We start from the raw sequence: 16,085 nt of genomic DNA on the forward strand, positions 1-16,085 counted from the left end.
TCTCAGCGGTTGGGGGCCTTGACGACAACGGCCGAGTTGAAGCCCTTGCGTCCGCGTGCGAGAACCAGCGCGTGCCGTACGGGGCAGTCGCGTGCTTCACCGCGGACCACGTCGATGCCGTACGAGTCCGGCACCTCCGACACCGCGTGGGTCGGCGGGATCACCCCGTCGCGGATCGACAGCACGGCGGTGGCCACGTCCAGTGGACCGCCACCCGCGTACAGCCGTCCCGTGAGCGCCTTGGGCACGGTGACCGGAACGGCCCCGGCGCCGAACAGCTCGCTGATGGCCCGCGCCTCTTCCACGTCCAGGTGCGGCACGCCCGCCCCGTCGGCGAAGACCACGTCGATGTCCCGGGGGGTGAGACCCGCGTCGGTGATCGCGGTCTCGGCGGCTCTGCGCAGCGCGGGTGGGCGCCCGGAGCCGGGCGCCGGGTCGAAGGTGGCGGCGTATCCGGCCAGCTCACCGTAGATCTGCTCGGCTCCCCGGCGGCGTGCGCTCTCCTCGTCCTCCAGGACGAGCAGCGCACCGCCCTCGCCGGGGACGTAGCCCGAGGCGTGGGTGTCGAACGGCAGATATCCACGCTCCGGGTCGGTGGCGGTGGTGACCAGGCCTCCGGAGAGCTGGGAGGCGTAACCCCACGGGTCCAGGGCGGAGTCCAGGCCGCCGGCGACGACGAGCCGGGTGCCGCCGCGGATGGTGCGCCGGGCGTGGCCCAGGGCGTCGAGACCGCCGGCCTGTTCGCCGACCAGGGCGGCGCTCGGTCCGCGCAGCTTGTGGCGGATGGAGATCTGGCCGGTGTTGACGGCGTAGAACCAGGCGAAGGACTCGTAGACGCTGACGTACTCGGGTCCCTGGGTCCACAGTTTCCGGAACTCGCGGTGGGTGAAGTCGAAGCCGCCCAGTGCGTTGGAGGTGACCACGCCCATGTCGTAGTCGGCCAGGTCGCCCACGGCCACGGCCGCGTCGTCCAGTGCCCAGTCGGCCGCCGCGAAGGACAGCTGCGTGGACCGGTCGGTCTGCGGCAGCAGCCTGCTCGGAAGGTGATCGGCGGCCTCGAAGTCGTCGATCTGCCCGACGAGCCGGGAGGCGTAGCGGGAGGCGTCGAAGCGGGTGACCGGGCCGATGCCGTTCAATCCGGCGAGGACGGACTTCCAGTAGACGTCGCTTCCCAGGCCGTTGGGGGCGGCGACACCCAGGCCGGTGATCACTGTGGTGCGGGTCATCGGTTCCCTCCCTGCGGGGCGCGCAGCACCATCGCGCTCTGGAATCCGCCGAAGCCGCTGCCGACCGTCAGCACGGTGTCCACACGTTGCTCACGCGCGATCAACGGGACGTAGTCGAGGTCGCATTCGGGGTCGGCCTGGTGCAGGTTGGCCGTAGGGGGTACGACGTTGTACTTGATGGCGAGTGCGCTGGCGGCGATCTCGATGGAGCCGATGGCACCGAGCGAGTGCCCGACCATCGACTTGATGGAGCTCACGGGTACGGCGTACGCGTGCTCCTTGAGGCTGCGCTTGAACGCCGCTGTCTCGTGGCGGTCGTTCTGGACGGTCCCCGACCCGTGGGCATTGACGTAGTCCACGACGGTGGGGTCGATCCGGGACTCGTCGAGGGCCGACCTGATCGCCTCCGCCATCTCTCGTCCGTCCTTCTTCAGCCCGGTCATGTGGTGCGCGTTGCAACGGGTGGCATAGCCGGTGATCTCGGCGTAGATCTGCGCGTTGCGGCGGCGTGCCGACTCGTACTCCTCCATGACGAACATGGCGGCGCCCTCGGCGAGCACAAAGCCGTCGCGGCTGGCGTCGAACGGCCTGGAGGCGTGCTCGGGGTCGTCGTTACGTCTGGTCGTCGCCTTGATGGCGTCGAAGCAGGCGAGGACGATCGGGGAGATGGGGGTGTCGGCCGCGCCGGTGATCATGACGTCCGCGCTGCCCTCACGGATGAGCTGCGCGGCGTAGCCGACGGCGTCGAGGCCGGACGTACAACCGTCGGACACCATCGTCACCGGCCCCTCCGCCCCGGCCGCCCAGGCGACCTCGGCGGGCATGGCGCCCGGACTCAGGTAGTCGAACATGTGCGGCGACAGGTAGTCGGGGTCGACCAGCCACTCGCGGCCACGGTCCGACGCCACGAGGTATTCGTTCTCCAGGCTGGTCGCGGACGCGACGGCGCTGCCCAGGCTCACCCCGATCCGGTGCGGGTCCACACCGCCGAACGCCAGTCCGCTGTCCACCACCGCCTCGCGGGTGCAGGCGACCGCGAACTGGGTCGCCCGGTCCATCCGCCGGATCTCCCGCGGGGTGAGTCCCTCGTCGGCCGCGTTGAAGTCGGCCTCGGCGGCCACCCGCGACCTGAAGGTCGACGGGTGGAAGAAGGTAATGCCCCTGGTGGCGGTGCGCCCCGCGGTAAGCAGGTCCCAGAACTCCTTCTGACCCGACCCTCCCGGGGTGCGCACCCCGATGCCCGTAATCACCACTCGCCTGCTCATGGCCGGCTCCTCACATCGTCGTAGTCGTGCGATCCCGTTGCCGTCGGTGGACCGCCCTGCCGCGCCATGTCAGTAATTGCCCAGGCCTCCGCAGACGTTGAGCGCCTGCGCCGTGACGGATCCAGCCGCGTCGCCGGTCAGGTAGTCGACCATCGCGGCCACCTCGTCGACGTCGACGTAGCGGCCGATCGGCACCCGGGTCGTGACCCGGTCACCGGCCTCCTCCTCGGTGACGTCCCAGATCTCGGCGTAGTGCTTGCGCACACGTTCGGCCATGGGCGTTTCCACGAAGCCGGGGCAGACGGCGTTGACAGTGATCCCGGTCTTGGCCAGGTCGAGCCCGAGGGCCTTGGTGAAACCGACGACCCCGTGCTTGGAGGCGGAGTACGGGGCCGCGGTGACCGCGCCCTGCTTGCCGGCCGTGGAGGCGATGTTGATGATGCGGCCCCAGGTCTTGCCGCGCATGCCGCCCGCGGAAAGCACCTCGCGCGTCATCCGGAAGACGCTGTTGAGGTTGGTGTTGATCACGTCGAACCACAGCTCGTCGGACATCTCCGCGATGTCGCCGCCGCCGCTGCGTCCGGCGTTGTTAACCAGGATGTCGACCGTCCCGAACCGCTCCACCGCGGAGCTGACAAAACGCTCGATGTCCGCCCGCTCGGTGACGTCGCACGTGGTGCCGTCCGCCTCGAAGCCCTGGTCCTGAAGCTGCTTCACGGTCTCGGCGAGCCGGGACGCGTCGCGGCCGCACAGATAGACACGCGCTCCCCCCTGGGCCAGGTGGGTGGCGACGGCCAGCCCGATGCCGCTCGTCGCACCGGTGACCAGCGCGACCCGGCCCTCGTGTATGCCCATTGTTCTTCCTCCATGCGTACGGGTTCGGTGGGAGCCGGTCCGTGAACCGGTCTTCGACAAGCGTCGCGTCGACGGCTCAACCTCTGGTCAAGTCCTGCTGACGGTCAGCGCGGTGACGGCACGTCAGTACGCCGCGGCGGCGTTGGGCACTTTCACCGGCCTGCGCCGGGCGGGGGGAGCGACTCCGGCCGGGGACGGCGGGCGGCAGACGGCCTTGGTGCCGGGGGGAACTGCCGCGCGCGGTACCCGCATGTGGTCGGTGAGCACACGGGGCGGGTCCGTATTGAGCAGCCGCTGGTAGAGGTCCTGGACCTCCGACGACGGGTCGACGCCGAGCTCCTCCCGGAGGATCCGGCGCAGCCCCTGGTAGGCCTGGAGAGCTTCGGCGCGGCGTCCGGCCTGGTAGAGGGCGTCGATGAGATGGCCGTGGAACCACTCGTTCAACGGGTGCAGCGTGACCAGTTCGCCCAGCTCCGGGATCGCCTCGCGGTGCCGGCCGAGATGGATCAGCGCCTCGATGCGCAGCTCGTGCGCCCGGATACGCAGCTCTTCCAGGTGGGTGATGCGTCCCCTGAGGACCCGGCCCGCCCGGATGCTGGCCAGCGCGGGGCCGCGCCACAGGTCCAGTGCCGAGCACAGGAGGCCGATGGCCTCCTCGGCGTTGCCGCGGTCGAGCTCCGACCGCCCCTGGGCCACCAGGCGCTCGAAGACCTTGACATCGATACGGTCCTCGTCCACCTCGAACATGTAGCCCTGCGGGTGAGTCGTCAGGGGCGATCGGTCGGCCGTGGCGAGCCCCTTTTCCACCAGCATTTTCCGGGCGTAGTAGATATACGTCTGCAGGGCGGTGGCGGCGGTGCGCGGCGGTCTGTCCCCCCACAATTCCTGAATGAGGGTGTCGAAGCCGGCGATCTTTCCGGGACGGGTCAGCAGGACCGCCAGCGTCTGGCATACCTTCGGCGTGCCTGGCGAATGAATTGCCCCGTGGTCGTCGACAATCTCGAATGAGCCAATCAGATTGAACCGCATGACAACTTCCCCCTCATTCCGCGATTGCCCTTCAGACCCCGGACGGGTATCTCAGGCGTGGCACTCAGGAACCCTTCCGTGATACGCGACCATGTCGGAAAACATCTTTTCGATGTCCAACTGCTGACCAGGAAAGGCGCCCTGCGCCTCCGCGTACGCCCGGTGCAGATTGGGTACGAGCCTTTCCGAGTCGAGCAGTTCCGCCCATTCGCCCAAATCGGCTTCGCGCGCCGTCTGCAACGGGGTGAGTCCCGCCGCGGCGCCCTCCGCCGCGAGGCTCTGCAGCCACCGGAAGTAGCGCTCCGCGGTGTCCAGCAACTCCGGTCCGGCCAGCGGGCCGTGACCCGCCACGATGGTTTCCGGGTCGAGCGCCCGCAGCTGTCCGACCGCTTCCAGGGAGCCGCTGATGGACCCCATGAGGCAGAACGGAGTCGCCCCGGACATCAACAGGTCCCCGGCGAACAGCACCCGCTGCTCGGGAAGCCAGACGACGGTGTCGACGAAGGTGTGCGCCGGGCCCAGCGGGATCAGCTCGGCGGAGGTGTCACCGATGTGCAGCGAGGCGCGGTCGCGGTAGGTCAGCGTGGGCAGTTCGACGGACAGCTCGCCCCAGCAGACGTTGGGCCACAGTGTGGTCAGGTGGAGTCCGAGCGACTCCATCTCGCTGCGGGTCCGCTCGTGCGCGACGACCACCGCATGGTCGGCGAAGACGAAGTTCCCGAAGGTGTGGTCGCCGTGCGAGTGGGTGTTGACGACGAAGCGCGGCGGCTGCGCGGAAAGGGGCGCGATGGCCTGCTTCAGCGCCAGGGCCCGCGCTTCGGTGGCGGCGGTGTCGATCAGGACGGACTGCCCGTCCGAGACGAGATACCCGGCGTTGTTCAGGCACCAGCCACCGTCCGGCTGAAGATAGGCATGGACCCCGTCCGCGACTTCGCGCAGGTACGGCGGCGCCGTGGGCGATGGCTTCACCACGACTGCGCCGCCTTCGCGCAGGTCTCCAGGACCCGCAACCGCCCCTCGGTCGTGGTGGCGGTGGCCGAGACCATGATGCTCAGCGTCGTCACCCCGGCAGCCGCGTACTCCTTCATCCGCCCGGCGATGCGCTCCTGCGAGCCGATGAGCCCGGTCATGTCGATGAACTCGGCCGGAACGGCGGCCTCGGCCGCGGCGCGGTCGTCCTTGCCCAGGTGGGCGATCATCCGCTCGACGGCGTCGCCGTATCCGAAGCGGCGGGCCAACTCGCAGTAGAAGTTGGTGTCGGAGTCTCCGATACCCATCAAGTAGCAGTACTGGCGCCGCAGTTGGGCGGCAGCCTCGATCACGTCGTCGGACACGGCCGTCGGCAGGCTGGGAATCACCTCGAAGCCTTCGAGTCCCAGTCCTCGCTCGGCCCGCCCGCGTCCGATCTCCGCCACGGCGTCACGCACCCCGTCGGGGGAGGTGAACACGCCGAGCCAGCCGTCCGCGATCTCTCCGGCCAGCCGCAGATTGCGCGGTCCGACGGCCCCGAGGTAGATCGGCAGATCGCTCCGGTAGCCCTCGGCGTAGAGGTGGAGCGGCGCGGCCGACCGGTTGGCCGGCGGAAGGGCGAAGTGCTCACCCTGGTACGTCACCGGCCCGCCGCGCAGCGCCGCCCTGACGATCTCGACGTACTCACGGGTCCGGCCGAGCGGCCGGGCGAACGGCACGCCGTACCACCCCTCGGAGACATCCGGGTTGGACAGCCCGAGTCCGAGCCTGAAGCGCCCCTGCGACAGGGAGTCGAGGGTGGCCGCGGTCAGCGCCGCGGTGGCCGGCGGGCGGGCCGGGATCTGCATCACGGCGGAGCCCAGGCCGATGCGCCGGGTGCGTCCCGCCACCAGACCCAGCACGCTCACCGCGTCGTTGCGGTAGCCCTCGGGAGCAAGGACCAGGTCGTAATCCAGCGCCTCGGCGGCCTCGGCCAGCACAACGGCGTCACGCGCGAGAAGATTGACTGCGAGTTTCATGCTGCCTTTCCTTCTTGACGAGTCGGGTCGAACGAGTCGGGTCGAACGAGCCAGGTCGGGAGGAACCAGCCGGGTCGGGCGAGCCGGGGGGCGAGCCGGTTCAGACGAGCCGGGCGCCACCGTCGACGGGGAGAACCGCACCGGTCATGTGGTCCATGCGCAGGACGGCCAGCACGGCCTCGGCGACATCGGTGTCGGTTCCCACCCGGCGCAGCGGCGTGCCCTGCCGCACCTTGTCCGCGACGGCGCGGAAGAACGGGTCGTCCCGCGTCCACGGGGTCTCGGTCAGCGCGGGCGCGACGGAGTTGACCCTGATGTCCGGTCCCAGCGCGTTCGCCAGCAGCCGCGTCATGTGGTCGATGGCGGCCTTGCTGACCGCGTAGGGGATCGAACTGCCGACCGGACGACTGCCCGCCACGGACGAGATGTTGACGATGTTCCCCGCACCGGACTTCGCCAGGTGCGGTGCGGCCGCCGCGCTCATCTGCCAGGTCCCGATGACGTTGACCCCGAGGATCCTCTGCCACACTTCCGGGGTCACCGCCGCGATATCACTGTGCGGGATGACCTTGGTGGTGCCGGCGCAATTGACCAGGACGTCGAGCCTGCCGTACCGCTCGACCGCCGCTTCGACCAGACGGTTCGCCTGATCCACATCGGAAATGTCGGCCTGCACATAGTGGGCGTCCGCGAGGCTGTCGGCGAGTTCGCGTCCCTGCTCGGCGGAGCGTGCCGAGTTGAGGACCACGCGCATGCCCTCGGCGCTCAGACGGGACGCGATGGCTGCGCCGATCCCGGAGGAAGAACCCGTAACCAGTGCGACCCGTTGTTCCGTCATGAATGAAGACCCCTCGATATAGGCATGCGCGGCGACTTTCGATCTCGGCTCGGTGCTCATCGGAAGTCATTTACCGATGCACCACAACCAGAGTTGACGCGGATTTGTCGCACGGGTCCTGGGCCTCACAGAACTTCGCAGAGTCATGACCCTGAAGCGCTGTCGGCGGGGCGCGCGGGAGGGCAGCCTTGAGGGGACGTTGAGTCGTTCTTGAGTGACGGCCGCGACGATCAAGACAGGGGGCCCGCTCTCCTGCCGTACACCTCATCCCCCTGGAGGTCGCGTTGACCACGCCGACACCGTTCCCCAGTGGTGGCCGTCGTCGGATGACGATGGCCGCGCTGCTGCTCGCCTCTACCCTCACCGTGATGGCGGGGACCGTGCTCACGCCGGTCGTGGCCACGATCCGCGACGACCTGAATGTCAGTGGTACCGCCGCCGGGCTGATCCTCACGGCCCACGGCCTGTCCCTCGCGATCGTCAGCCCGCTGGTCGGCTGGACCATCGACAAGTGGGGGCTGCGTACGCCCATGGTGGCCGGGCTCATGCTGTACGGACTCGCGGGCGGTGCGGGGCTGTTCACCGATTCGTACGTGACGCTCATCGCCAGCCGCTTCCTCTTCGGCATCGGCGCCGCCGCGGTGTTCACCGGCACGACGGTGGCGCTGATGGCGCTCTTCCAGGGCGCGGAGCGCGACAAGGTGGCGGGATGGCGCTCCACCGCCATCGGCCTGGGCGGGGTGATCTGGCCGCTGATCGCCGGCGGGCTCGCGATCCTCTCCTGGCACGGCCCGTTCGCCATCTACCTGATCGGTATCCCCACCGCCGTCGCCATGCTGATCGCCATGCCGAACCTCCCCGCGGCCGGCCGGGTCAAGGGCGGAGGCATGATCACACTGCTGCGCTCGACGCCCCAACTGCTTGGCCTGTACGGCCTGTCCGTCATCGCGTCGTTCCTGCTGTACGTACTGATCGTCTTCCTGCCGCAGCGGTTCGACCAGCTGGGTGTCGACGCCCCCTTCACCATCGCCGCGATCATTTCGAGCATCTCGCTCGCCGGCAGTGTCTCCGGGTTCTTCTACGGCAGGATGCGGGCGCATCTCGGCTACCTGCCGCTCATCCGGACGGCGCTGGTGCTGTGGGGCCTGGCCTTCCTGGTGGGTGCTTTCGCGAACCAGACGGCGGTACTCGCCATCGCCGCCGTACTGTTCGGCGCGGGCAGCGGGATCTCCGTCCCGGCCCTCGCCATGCTCACCGGCGAGACCTCGCCCACCGAGATGCGCGGGCAGGCGCTGGCGCTGTCGGGCACGGCCAACTTCGGCGGTCAGTTCGCGGCGCCCGTGGTAATCGGCCCCCTGGTCGAGGCCACCTCGCTCACGACCGGGTTCCTGACCGCGGCGGCACTCAGCGGACTCGTCCTGCTGGTGCTGTTCTTCGTGAAGCTCGGCCCGACCGCGCCGCCGGATCCGGCCCCCCGGGAGACGGGCGAGGAGGAGCGCAAGGAACAGGAGCGCTCCCAGGGCCCCGCGACCTGACCGCCACCCGTCCCAACTGGCCCTCGATCCTGCCTTGAGTCAACGTTGAGACCGACTTTGGACGATCTTCACCATGAGAATCCTCTTTGTATCCGGCGGCACCTCAGGAGTGATCTTCTCGATCATTCCGCTGGCACAGGCTGCCCGTAACGCCGGTCACGAGGTCTTCGTGGCCGGTCCCGAAGACGTCATGGGAACCATCACCCATGCCGGACTGCCCGCGGTGCCCGTGACGCCGACATCGATGATGGACACCCTGCTGGACGACGACGGCGTACGCATCCCGATCCCGACCGATCTCCACGAGCGCTTTCTGTTCAACGGACGGTGCTTCGGCCGCTTCGCCGCCAACTGCCTGGAGGGGCTCATTCCCCTAGTCGACCGCTGGCGGCCGGACATCGTCGTGGGCGGCGCCCTCGCCTTCGCCGCCCCGCTGATCGCCGCGTACGCCGGTGTCCCGTATGTGAAGCACGCCGTGGACATGGGCGAACCCCGCACCATCGACCTGGCCGCCGCGGCCGAGCTGGGGTTCTCCCTGGAGCGCCTCGGCCTGTACGACATGCCGCGCTTCGACCTGTTCGTGGACACCTGCCCGCCGAGCCTGCGCGTGTGGGACGCGCCCGTCGCCCAGCCGATGCGGTACGTGCCCTACACGACGCCGAAGAAGCTCGCGCCGTGGATGTACACCAAAGGCAGTCGGCCCAGGGTCATGGTGACCGCGGGCAGCCGCATCACGCCGGACTACTACTACGACGTACTCGCCGCCCTGGTGGAGAAGGTGCAGCACCTGGATGTCGAGCTGCTCGTCGGAGCCCCCGACGACATGGCCGAAAAGCTGGGACCGCTCCCGGACAACGTCCGCGCCGGCTGGCTGCCGCTGGACGTGGTCGCCCCGACCTGTGACGTGGTGGTCAACCACGCCGGCGGCAACACCGTGCTGGGCAGCATGGCGCACGGTGTGCCGCAGGTGCTCATCCCGTACCTGCCCTATGTGGTGGACTACTCCACCCGCCTCACCGAGTACGGCGCCTCGAAGATGATCCGGCCCGGGGACGACACCGCGGAGAACATCAGCGACGCGGTACGGGAAGTCCTGGACACACCCTCCTACCGCGAGCGGGCCGGGAGCCTGCGCGACGAGATGGCCCTGATGCCGACCCCGGCGGACGTCGTCCACGTGCTGGAGACCCAGGCCGCGCAGGGCCGCGCCGAACCGGCGGCCCCGAAACGCCACGAGCTCACCCCGGGGTGAGCTCGTGACACTGGCGGCGCGCCCCCGGAGCCGGTGAGCGCCGCATTCCACGAACCGACGTATGAAAGGCATTTCCATGAAGGCAGCAGCGATCAATTCCTTCGGCGGGCCCGAGGTAGTGGAACTCCTGGAGGTCGAAACGCCGACGGCCGGCCCGGGGCAGGTCCGGGTGCGGGTCAAGGCCGCCGGCATCCAGACCGCCGACTGCTCGGTGCGCGGCGGGTGGACGCCGCCGGGCCAGACCCTCTCGTTCCCCCAGAAGATCGGTAACGAGTTCGCCGGTGTCGTCGACCAGACCGGCGAGGGCGTCGAGGACTTCGAGGTGGGCAGCGAGGTGCTGGGCTGGGCCCTGCTGTCCTGCCACGCCGAGTACCTGGTGGTGCCCACCGACCAGATCGTGACGAAGCCCGCCGGCATGCCCTGGGACGTGGCGGGAGTCTTCTCCGCCTCCGGGCAGACCGCACACACCGCGTTGGACAAACTGAAGGTCGGCTCGGGCGACACCCTGCTGATCCACGCCGCGGCCGGCGGCGTGGGCACCGTCGCCGTACAGCTCGCCCTGACCTACGGTGCGACCGTCATCGGCACCGCGAGCCCGCGCAACCACGACTACCTGCGCTCCCTGGGCGCCATCCCCGTCGCCTACGGCGACGGCCTCGTCGAGCGGGTTCGCGCGCTGGCCCCGGAAGGGGTCACCGCCATTCTCGACGGTGCCGGCGGCGAGGCGCTGGACGCCTCGGTCGAGCTGCTGGAGAACCGGGACCGGATCGGCACGCTGGTGGGGTTCGAGCGGCTCGAAGAGCTCGGCATCGTCGGGGTGTTCACCCAGCGCTCCCTCACCCGCCTCAGGGAGCTGTCCGAGCTCTACACCCAGGGCAAGCTGCACATCGAGATCGCCCGCACCTTCCCGCTCGCGGCTGCCGCCGATGCCCACCGTGAGGTCGAGACCCGGCACACCCGCGGAAAGCTCGTCATCGTCACCGACTGAACCGACGATGCCTGTGTGGTGACGGAGAAGACCTGAGTCTCCGTCACCACACAGGCATCGTTCTTGCAGGCCCGGTTCGTCAGGCCCGTGTCGTCAGGCCCGGCTCGCCGCGACGGTGTGCCGCTCCCATTCCTCGGTGAGCATGGCGAGCATCGCCTCGGACTCCACGGCCCCGTGGATCGTCTCGCGTCCGTCGATCACGAACGACGGCACCGAGGTGACCTTGATCGCGGCCGCCCGTGTCTCGTCCGCGCGCACCTCGGCGGCGCCGGCGTCGCCGGACAGGACCTCGGAAACGGCGGACGCGGGCAGACCCGAGTCCGCAGCCAGCGCCCGAAGCACCTCGGGGTCGGCGATGTTCGCCAGCTCGGAGTGGTAGGCCCGCAGCACGCGCTCCATCAGAGCGTCCATCAGGCCATGGCCCTCGGCCACGTGCAGAAGGCGGTGCGCGTCGAAGGAGTTGACGGGCCGGTACTCACCCGGCCGCAGGGCGATGCCCTCCTTTTCGCCGAGGTCGATGATCCCCTGGAAAATCCCGTCGAGTTCGTCCTGCGCATGGCCGTCGCGCAGCATCATCTCGTTGAGGGAGTCACCCGGGACGGTCGGCTGGTTCACCCGCAGCTCGAAGGACCGCCATACGGTCCTGACGTGTTCCGCGTGCGGGAAACGCGCGAGCGCCGCCGCCCACCGGCGCTTTCCGAGATAACACCACGGACACACCACATCGGACCAGATCTCCACAGTCAGCACTGGGCGACACCCTTTCTTCGCAACGGAATGACAGCTTCAATTCTGCATCCTCAACTGTGCTTCAGGTCAAGGGAGTAGGGGGGATTACTCTCCATCCGGTGGCAACAAGGACCGAAAATTGAGTGCGCTTAGAGCGTGGCGGCTGAAACTGGTGGCGCATTCCGGACGAGGGACGAATTCGGCTCCCCTCGTGCGGAGTGAACCGACTCTTAGACCCGCCCACCGGGATCGACCGTTCTTTTTTGCAAGGGAGAATTTCGTTGCGTATCCACAGCACCCTGACCCGCACTCTGGCGGTCACTGCCCTCGCCGCCACCAGCGCGATGGCATTTCCGGCCAGCGCGTCCGCGGCCCCGTCCACCGTGCCGTACCTGTGCCCGGTCGAGTTCGGCGGCGGGAGTTACGTGCTCGAATACAGCCGCAAGTTCGACGTGAGCGCTCCGGCGACCGTACGACCGCAGCAGACGTTCACCGTCGCGTTCGACCCGGAGCCCATCAACCCGCGTACCGAGTTCAACACCAAGGCCTGGGACGTGAAGTTCGTCTACAACCTCCCGGCCGGCGCCAAGGTTCTCAGCCACAAGCTGGTCGGCGGCTCCAACCTGGGCTCCTCCAAGCAGACCGTGTCCTTCTCCCCGGGCCGGGTCACGGTCTTCGCGACCGGGCCCTTCACCGCCGGGGTGGACGCCGATGTGCCCACGCTCAAGGTGAACCTGCGCGCCCCCGCCGGCGGTGAGCTGACCACCTCGGTGGCCGGCACCAGCGCCACGGACCCGGGTTTCCGCTGGATGGCCGAGGACCCGACGACGTTCGAGATAGGCGAGCTCCCGTGCTACCCGAACCCGGCCACCCCGGTCGTACTCTCGCGGACCACCGTCTCCTGACCCCTTCGTCCCCGTGTCGGGGCACGCCCGCGCCCAGGAGGTCGAGCACATGGCCAGGATTGCACTGATGTCCGGAAGTCTGCGGCGCGAGTCGGTGAACTCCTCGGCGGTCGCCACGGTTCAGCGGATCATCGAACGGCGCGGTGGACATACGACGTTTCGCGTTCCCCTGCGGAATTTCCCCCTGTTCGACGAGGACACCGAGCGGGTCGGCGGCATGAGCCGACTGTGGTCCACCCTGGAGCAGTTCTCCACCGCCGACGCTCTGTTCATCAGCAGTCCCTCCTACAACGGGTACCCGCCCGGGGTTCTGAAGAACGCGCTGGACTGGTTGTCACTGGGAGGTGGGAACAGCCCCCTCACCGGCATCCCCGCGGCGATCGCCAGCGCGTCCCCCGGCCGGGCCGGCGGGGCGAACGTACAACCGCACCTGCGCCTCATACTCGCCAACTGTGGTGCGCGGGTGATCGAGCACGAGGAGGTCGCGATCGGCAACGCGCCCCGATTGCGCGGCCCGGACGGGCTGTTCGTCGAACCCGGCGTCGTCGGACATCTGGAGCGCCTGGTCGACGCGACGCTCGCCGCTGCCGCGGCCACCCCGGTCGCACAGTCGCGCTAGCGGCCTCCGCGACGGGAACGGACGCCCGGGAGCCCCACACCGGGCGTCCGGGCGTCCGTTCCCGCGCAAAAAATCCGTGCAGAGAATCCGTGCGACAAGGTCCGCACGAAACTCTCCGCTGGAGATGCCGGTCAGAACCCCGGCGGCTCGGTGTACACACCCCACTCGTCGCGCAGTACGCCGCAGATCTCGCCCAGGGTTGCCTCCGCGCGCACCGCGGTGAGCATGGGCTCGATCATGTTCGAGCCGTCGCGCGCCGATGCCAGCATCGCGTCCAGCGACGTACGCACCTTCGCCTCGTCACGGGCCGCCTTGCGCTCGGTCAGCGTCTTGACCTGGTCGCGCTCCACCTCGTGGCTGACCCGCATGATCTCCAGGTCGCCCGTCACCGAGCCGTGCAGGCAGTTGACGCCGACGACCCGCTTGTCGCCCTTCTCCACCGAGCGCTGGTACTGAAACGCCGACTCGGCGATCTCCCCGGTGAACCAGCCGTCCTCGATGCCACGCAGAATGCCGGAGGTGATCGGGCCGATCGGGTGCTGCCCGTTCGGGTGCGCCCGGGTGCCGCGCTCCTTGATCTGGTCGAAGATCTTCTCGGCCTCCGCCTCGATGCGGTCGGTGAGCTGCTCGACGTACCAGGAACCGCCCAGCGGGTCGGCCACGTTGGCGACGCCGGTCTCCTCCATCAGCACCTGCTGGGTGCGCAGCGCGATCTCCGCCGCCTGCTCGGAGGGGAGGGCGAGGGTCTCGTCCAGGGCGTTGGTGTGCAGCGAGTTGGTGCCGCCCAGAACCGCGGCCAGGGCCTCGACCGCCGTGCGCACCACGTTGTTGTACGGCTGCTGCGCGGTCAGCGAGACGCCGGCCGTCTGGGTGTGGAAGCGCAGCCACTGCGCCTTGTCGCTCTGCGCGCCGTACACCTCCTTCATCCAGCGGGCCCAGATCCTGCGCGCCGCGCGGAACTTGGCGATCTCCTCGAAGAAGTCGACATGAGCGTCGAAGAAGAAGGACAGGCCGGGCGCGAAGTGGTCCACGTCCATGCCGCGGGACAGGCCGAGCTCGACGTAACCGAAACCGTCCGCGAGCGTGTACGCGAGCTCCTGCGCGGCCGTCGCGCCCGCCTCGCGGATGTGGTACCCGGAGACCGACAGCGGCTTGTACGCGGGGATGGAGCGCGCGCAGTGCTCCATCAGGTCGCCGATCAGGCGCAGGTGCGGCTCGGGCGTGAAGAGCCACTCCTTCTGCGCGATGTACTCCTTGAAGATGTCGGTCTGGAGCGTGCCGTTGAGGACGGCGGGGTCGATGCCCTGTCGCTCGGCCGCCACCAGGTACATGCAGAAGACGGGCACGGCGGGACCGCTGATGGTCATCGACGTGGTGACGTCGCCGAGGGGGATGTCCTGGAAGAGGACCTCCATGTCGGCGGCGGAGTCAATGGCGACGCCGCAGTGGCCGACCTCGCCGAGCGACTGGGACTCGTCGGAGTCGCGGCCCATCAGGGTCGGCATGTCGAAGGCGACGGACAGGCCGCCGCCGCCGTTGGCCAGGATGGTCTTGTAGCGCTCGTTGGTCTGCTGCGCGTTGCCGAAGCCGGCGAACTGGCGGATGGTCCAGGTCCGGCCGCGGTACCCGGTCGAGTGCAGACCGCGGGTGAAGGGGTACTCCCCGGGCCAGCCGATCCGCTCGAAGCCCTCGTACACATCACCGGGCCGTGGCCCGTACGCGGGGTCGACCGGGTCTCCGGAGAGCGTGCTGAAGTCCGCGTCGCGCTTGCGGGCCTTGTCGTAACGGGCCTGCCAGCGCTGGCGGCCTTCCTCGATGGCGTGAGCGTCCATGCCATTGAATTTACTAGGACGTCCTAGTAAATGTCGATGGCTGGCCGCCACGAGCCTGGCTCGCGGCGGCCGAGGACAGCCTGATTGCGTGATTACGCCTTGGCCGGGGCCGGGCGGGCTTCCGTGATCAGCGGGCGGATCTCACGCGTGATCTTCGGCTCCACGAAGAACGAGGCGACCGGGATGCAGCCGGCGGCCAGCACCCACGCCAGCTTGCCGAGCGGCCACTTCGCCTTGGTGCCCAGGTCGAAGGCGAAGACGACGTAAACGATGAACAGCACACCGTGGACCTGCGAGATCAGCATGGTGTCGCCGGTGTCGAAGCCGTACTTCATGACGATCGCGACGGTGAACACCAGCAGCCACACGGCGGTGATGTACGCCATCACGCGATAGCGGGTCAGCACGCTTTGTTTCATGGCATCGAGCGTAACCGGGCACAACAGGCGATCTTCGGGCGGGCTACCGGCTCACCCAGCACCCCCGGCCACTCCCGCTACTGGTCGTCGAAGTCCCGTGCGGCCACCCGCAGCGGTCGCAGCATCGCGAAGATCTCCGCGCACTCCTCCGCGTCGTACGCCCCGAGCCCGAACTCCATCGCCATCAGATCGCGGGTCGCCGCCTCCACGACCTCGCGGCCCTTGTCGGTGATCGAGGCGAGGGTGCCGCGGCCGTCGTTGGGGTTGGGCCGTTTGTCGACGAGACCGGACCGCACGAGGCGGTCGATGGTGTTGGTCACCGAGGTGGGGTGGACCATCAGCCGCTCGCCGATCTTCGACATGGTCAGCTCCCCCTCCTTCGAGAAGGTGAGCAGCACCAGCGCCTCGTACCGCGCGAAGGTCAGCTCGTACGGCTTGACGGCGGCGTCGACCTCGGCGAGCAGAATCTGGTGCGCGCGCATGATCGAGGTGATCGCGGCCATCGAGGGCACGGGACCCCAGCGCTGCTGCCAGAGCTCGTCGGCTCGGGAGATGGGGTCGAAGGCGAGGCTGAGCGGCTTTGGCACGGCATCGACCATACCCGT

The 16,085-nt window shown here is 68.9% G+C and carries 16 protein-coding genes; 5 read left to right on the top strand and 11 right to left on the bottom strand.

Annotation, left to right across the window (positions count from 1 at the left end; all coding sequences use genetic code 11):
* Nucleotides 1–2: 2 nt before the first annotated feature.
* From ABCR94_RS09425 to ABCR94_RS09455, 7 genes are all read right to left on the bottom strand, one after another.
* Entirely contained in the window at nucleotides 3–1,226 is a 1,224-nt protein-coding gene (locus ABCR94_RS09425; RefSeq protein ID WP_347118746.1) for a ketosynthase chain-length factor, read from the bottom strand.
* Nucleotides 1,223–2,491, bottom strand: a complete 1,269-nt coding sequence (locus ABCR94_RS09430; RefSeq protein WP_347118747.1) for a beta-ketoacyl-[acyl-carrier-protein] synthase family protein — start codon at nucleotides 2,489–2,491, stop codon at nucleotides 1,223–1,225. The genes ABCR94_RS09425 and ABCR94_RS09430 overlap by 4 nt, the downstream gene beginning before the upstream one ends.
* Before the next feature lie 69 nt (nucleotides 2,492–2,560).
* The gene (fabG, locus tag ABCR94_RS09435; protein ID WP_347118748.1) at nucleotides 2,561–3,346 is read right to left on the bottom strand and encodes a 3-oxoacyl-ACP reductase FabG; all 786 of its coding nucleotides are present in this window, start codon (nucleotides 3,344–3,346) and stop codon (nucleotides 2,561–2,563) included.
* Nucleotides 3,347–3,469: 123 nt separating this feature from the next.
* Entirely contained in the window at nucleotides 3,470–4,375 is a 906-nt protein-coding gene (locus ABCR94_RS09440) for an AfsR/SARP family transcriptional regulator (protein WP_347118749.1), read from the bottom strand.
* A 51-nt stretch (nucleotides 4,376–4,426) separates the two neighbouring features.
* Nucleotides 4,427–5,347 carry an MBL fold metallo-hydrolase gene (locus ABCR94_RS09445; protein ID WP_347118750.1) on the bottom strand — a complete coding sequence of 307 codons (921 nt, stop codon included), beginning with the start codon at nucleotides 5,345–5,347 and terminating at the stop codon, nucleotides 4,427–4,429.
* Nucleotides 5,341–6,363 carry an LLM class flavin-dependent oxidoreductase gene (locus tag ABCR94_RS09450; protein WP_347118751.1) on the bottom strand — a complete coding sequence of 341 codons (1,023 nt, stop codon included), beginning with the start codon at nucleotides 6,361–6,363 and terminating at the stop codon, nucleotides 5,341–5,343. The genes ABCR94_RS09445 and ABCR94_RS09450 overlap by 7 nt, the downstream gene beginning before the upstream one ends.
* Nucleotides 6,364–6,463: 100 nt before the next feature.
* Complete coding sequence (locus tag ABCR94_RS09455; RefSeq protein WP_347118752.1) at nucleotides 6,464–7,201, bottom strand: SDR family NAD(P)-dependent oxidoreductase; 738 nt, start codon at nucleotides 7,199–7,201, stop codon at nucleotides 6,464–6,466.
* A 284-nt stretch (nucleotides 7,202–7,485) separates the two neighbouring features.
* Between ABCR94_RS09455 and ABCR94_RS09460 the strand changes: the two genes are divergently transcribed.
* The 3 genes from ABCR94_RS09460 (at nucleotide 7,486) to ABCR94_RS09470 (ending at nucleotide 10,976) form a co-directional block, all read left to right on the top strand.
* The gene (locus tag ABCR94_RS09460; RefSeq protein WP_347118753.1) at nucleotides 7,486–8,736 is read left to right on the top strand and encodes an MFS transporter; all 1,251 of its coding nucleotides are present in this window, start codon (nucleotides 7,486–7,488) and stop codon (nucleotides 8,734–8,736) included.
* A 73-nt stretch (nucleotides 8,737–8,809) separates the two neighbouring features.
* Nucleotides 8,810–9,988: a glycosyltransferase gene (locus tag ABCR94_RS09465; protein WP_347118754.1), complete on the top strand. Its 1,179-nt coding sequence runs from the start codon at nucleotides 8,810–8,812 to the stop codon at nucleotides 9,986–9,988.
* A 61-nt stretch (nucleotides 9,989–10,049) separates the two neighbouring features.
* Nucleotides 10,050–10,976 carry an NADP-dependent oxidoreductase gene (locus tag ABCR94_RS09470; protein ID WP_347118755.1) on the top strand — a complete coding sequence of 309 codons (927 nt, stop codon included), beginning with the start codon at nucleotides 10,050–10,052 and terminating at the stop codon, nucleotides 10,974–10,976.
* A gap of 93 nt (nucleotides 10,977–11,069) precedes the next feature.
* Here the strand turns inward: ABCR94_RS09470 and ABCR94_RS09475 are convergent, their stop codons facing one another.
* Nucleotides 11,070–11,726: a DsbA family oxidoreductase gene (locus ABCR94_RS09475; protein WP_347118756.1), complete on the bottom strand. Its 657-nt coding sequence runs from the start codon at nucleotides 11,724–11,726 to the stop codon at nucleotides 11,070–11,072.
* Nucleotides 11,727–11,986: 260 nt separating this feature from the next.
* On the opposite strand from ABCR94_RS09475, the gene ABCR94_RS09480 reads away from it, so the two are divergent.
* Together ABCR94_RS09480 and ABCR94_RS09485 are read left to right on the top strand one after the other, a co-directional pair.
* Nucleotides 11,987–12,610, top strand: a complete 624-nt coding sequence (locus ABCR94_RS09480) for a hypothetical protein (RefSeq protein ID WP_347118757.1) — start codon at nucleotides 11,987–11,989, stop codon at nucleotides 12,608–12,610.
* 49 nt (nucleotides 12,611–12,659) lie between these two features.
* Entirely contained in the window at nucleotides 12,660–13,229 is a 570-nt protein-coding gene (locus ABCR94_RS09485) for an NADPH-dependent FMN reductase (RefSeq protein WP_347118758.1), read from the top strand.
* 131 nt (nucleotides 13,230–13,360) lie between these two features.
* On the opposite strand, the gene icmA is transcribed toward ABCR94_RS09485, so the two are convergent.
* The 3 genes from icmA to ABCR94_RS09500 all read right to left on the bottom strand — a co-directional run bounded on the left by icmA (nucleotide 13,361) and on the right by ABCR94_RS09500 (nucleotide 16,067).
* On the bottom strand, nucleotides 13,361–15,061 hold the full coding sequence (gene icmA, locus ABCR94_RS09490) for a coenzyme B12-dependent isobutyryl-CoA mutase large subunit (protein WP_347118759.1): 1,701 nt from the start codon (nucleotides 15,059–15,061) through the stop codon (nucleotides 13,361–13,363).
* Between the two features lie 92 nt (nucleotides 15,062–15,153).
* Nucleotides 15,154–15,480 (bottom strand): DUF3817 domain-containing protein, encoded by a 327-nt coding sequence (locus ABCR94_RS09495; protein WP_347118760.1) that lies wholly within the window; start codon nucleotides 15,478–15,480, stop codon nucleotides 15,154–15,156.
* A 77-nt stretch (nucleotides 15,481–15,557) separates the two neighbouring features.
* Nucleotides 15,558–16,067 (bottom strand): MarR family winged helix-turn-helix transcriptional regulator, encoded by a 510-nt coding sequence (locus ABCR94_RS09500; protein WP_347118761.1) that lies wholly within the window; start codon nucleotides 16,065–16,067, stop codon nucleotides 15,558–15,560.
* Nucleotides 16,068–16,085 lie beyond the last annotated feature (18 nt).

Origin of the sequence: Streptomyces changchenzhani, from assembly GCF_039766235.1 — a bacterium.
In the GTDB taxonomy this organism is placed as follows: Bacteria; Actinomycetota; Actinomycetes; order Streptomycetales; family Streptomycetaceae; genus Streptomyces.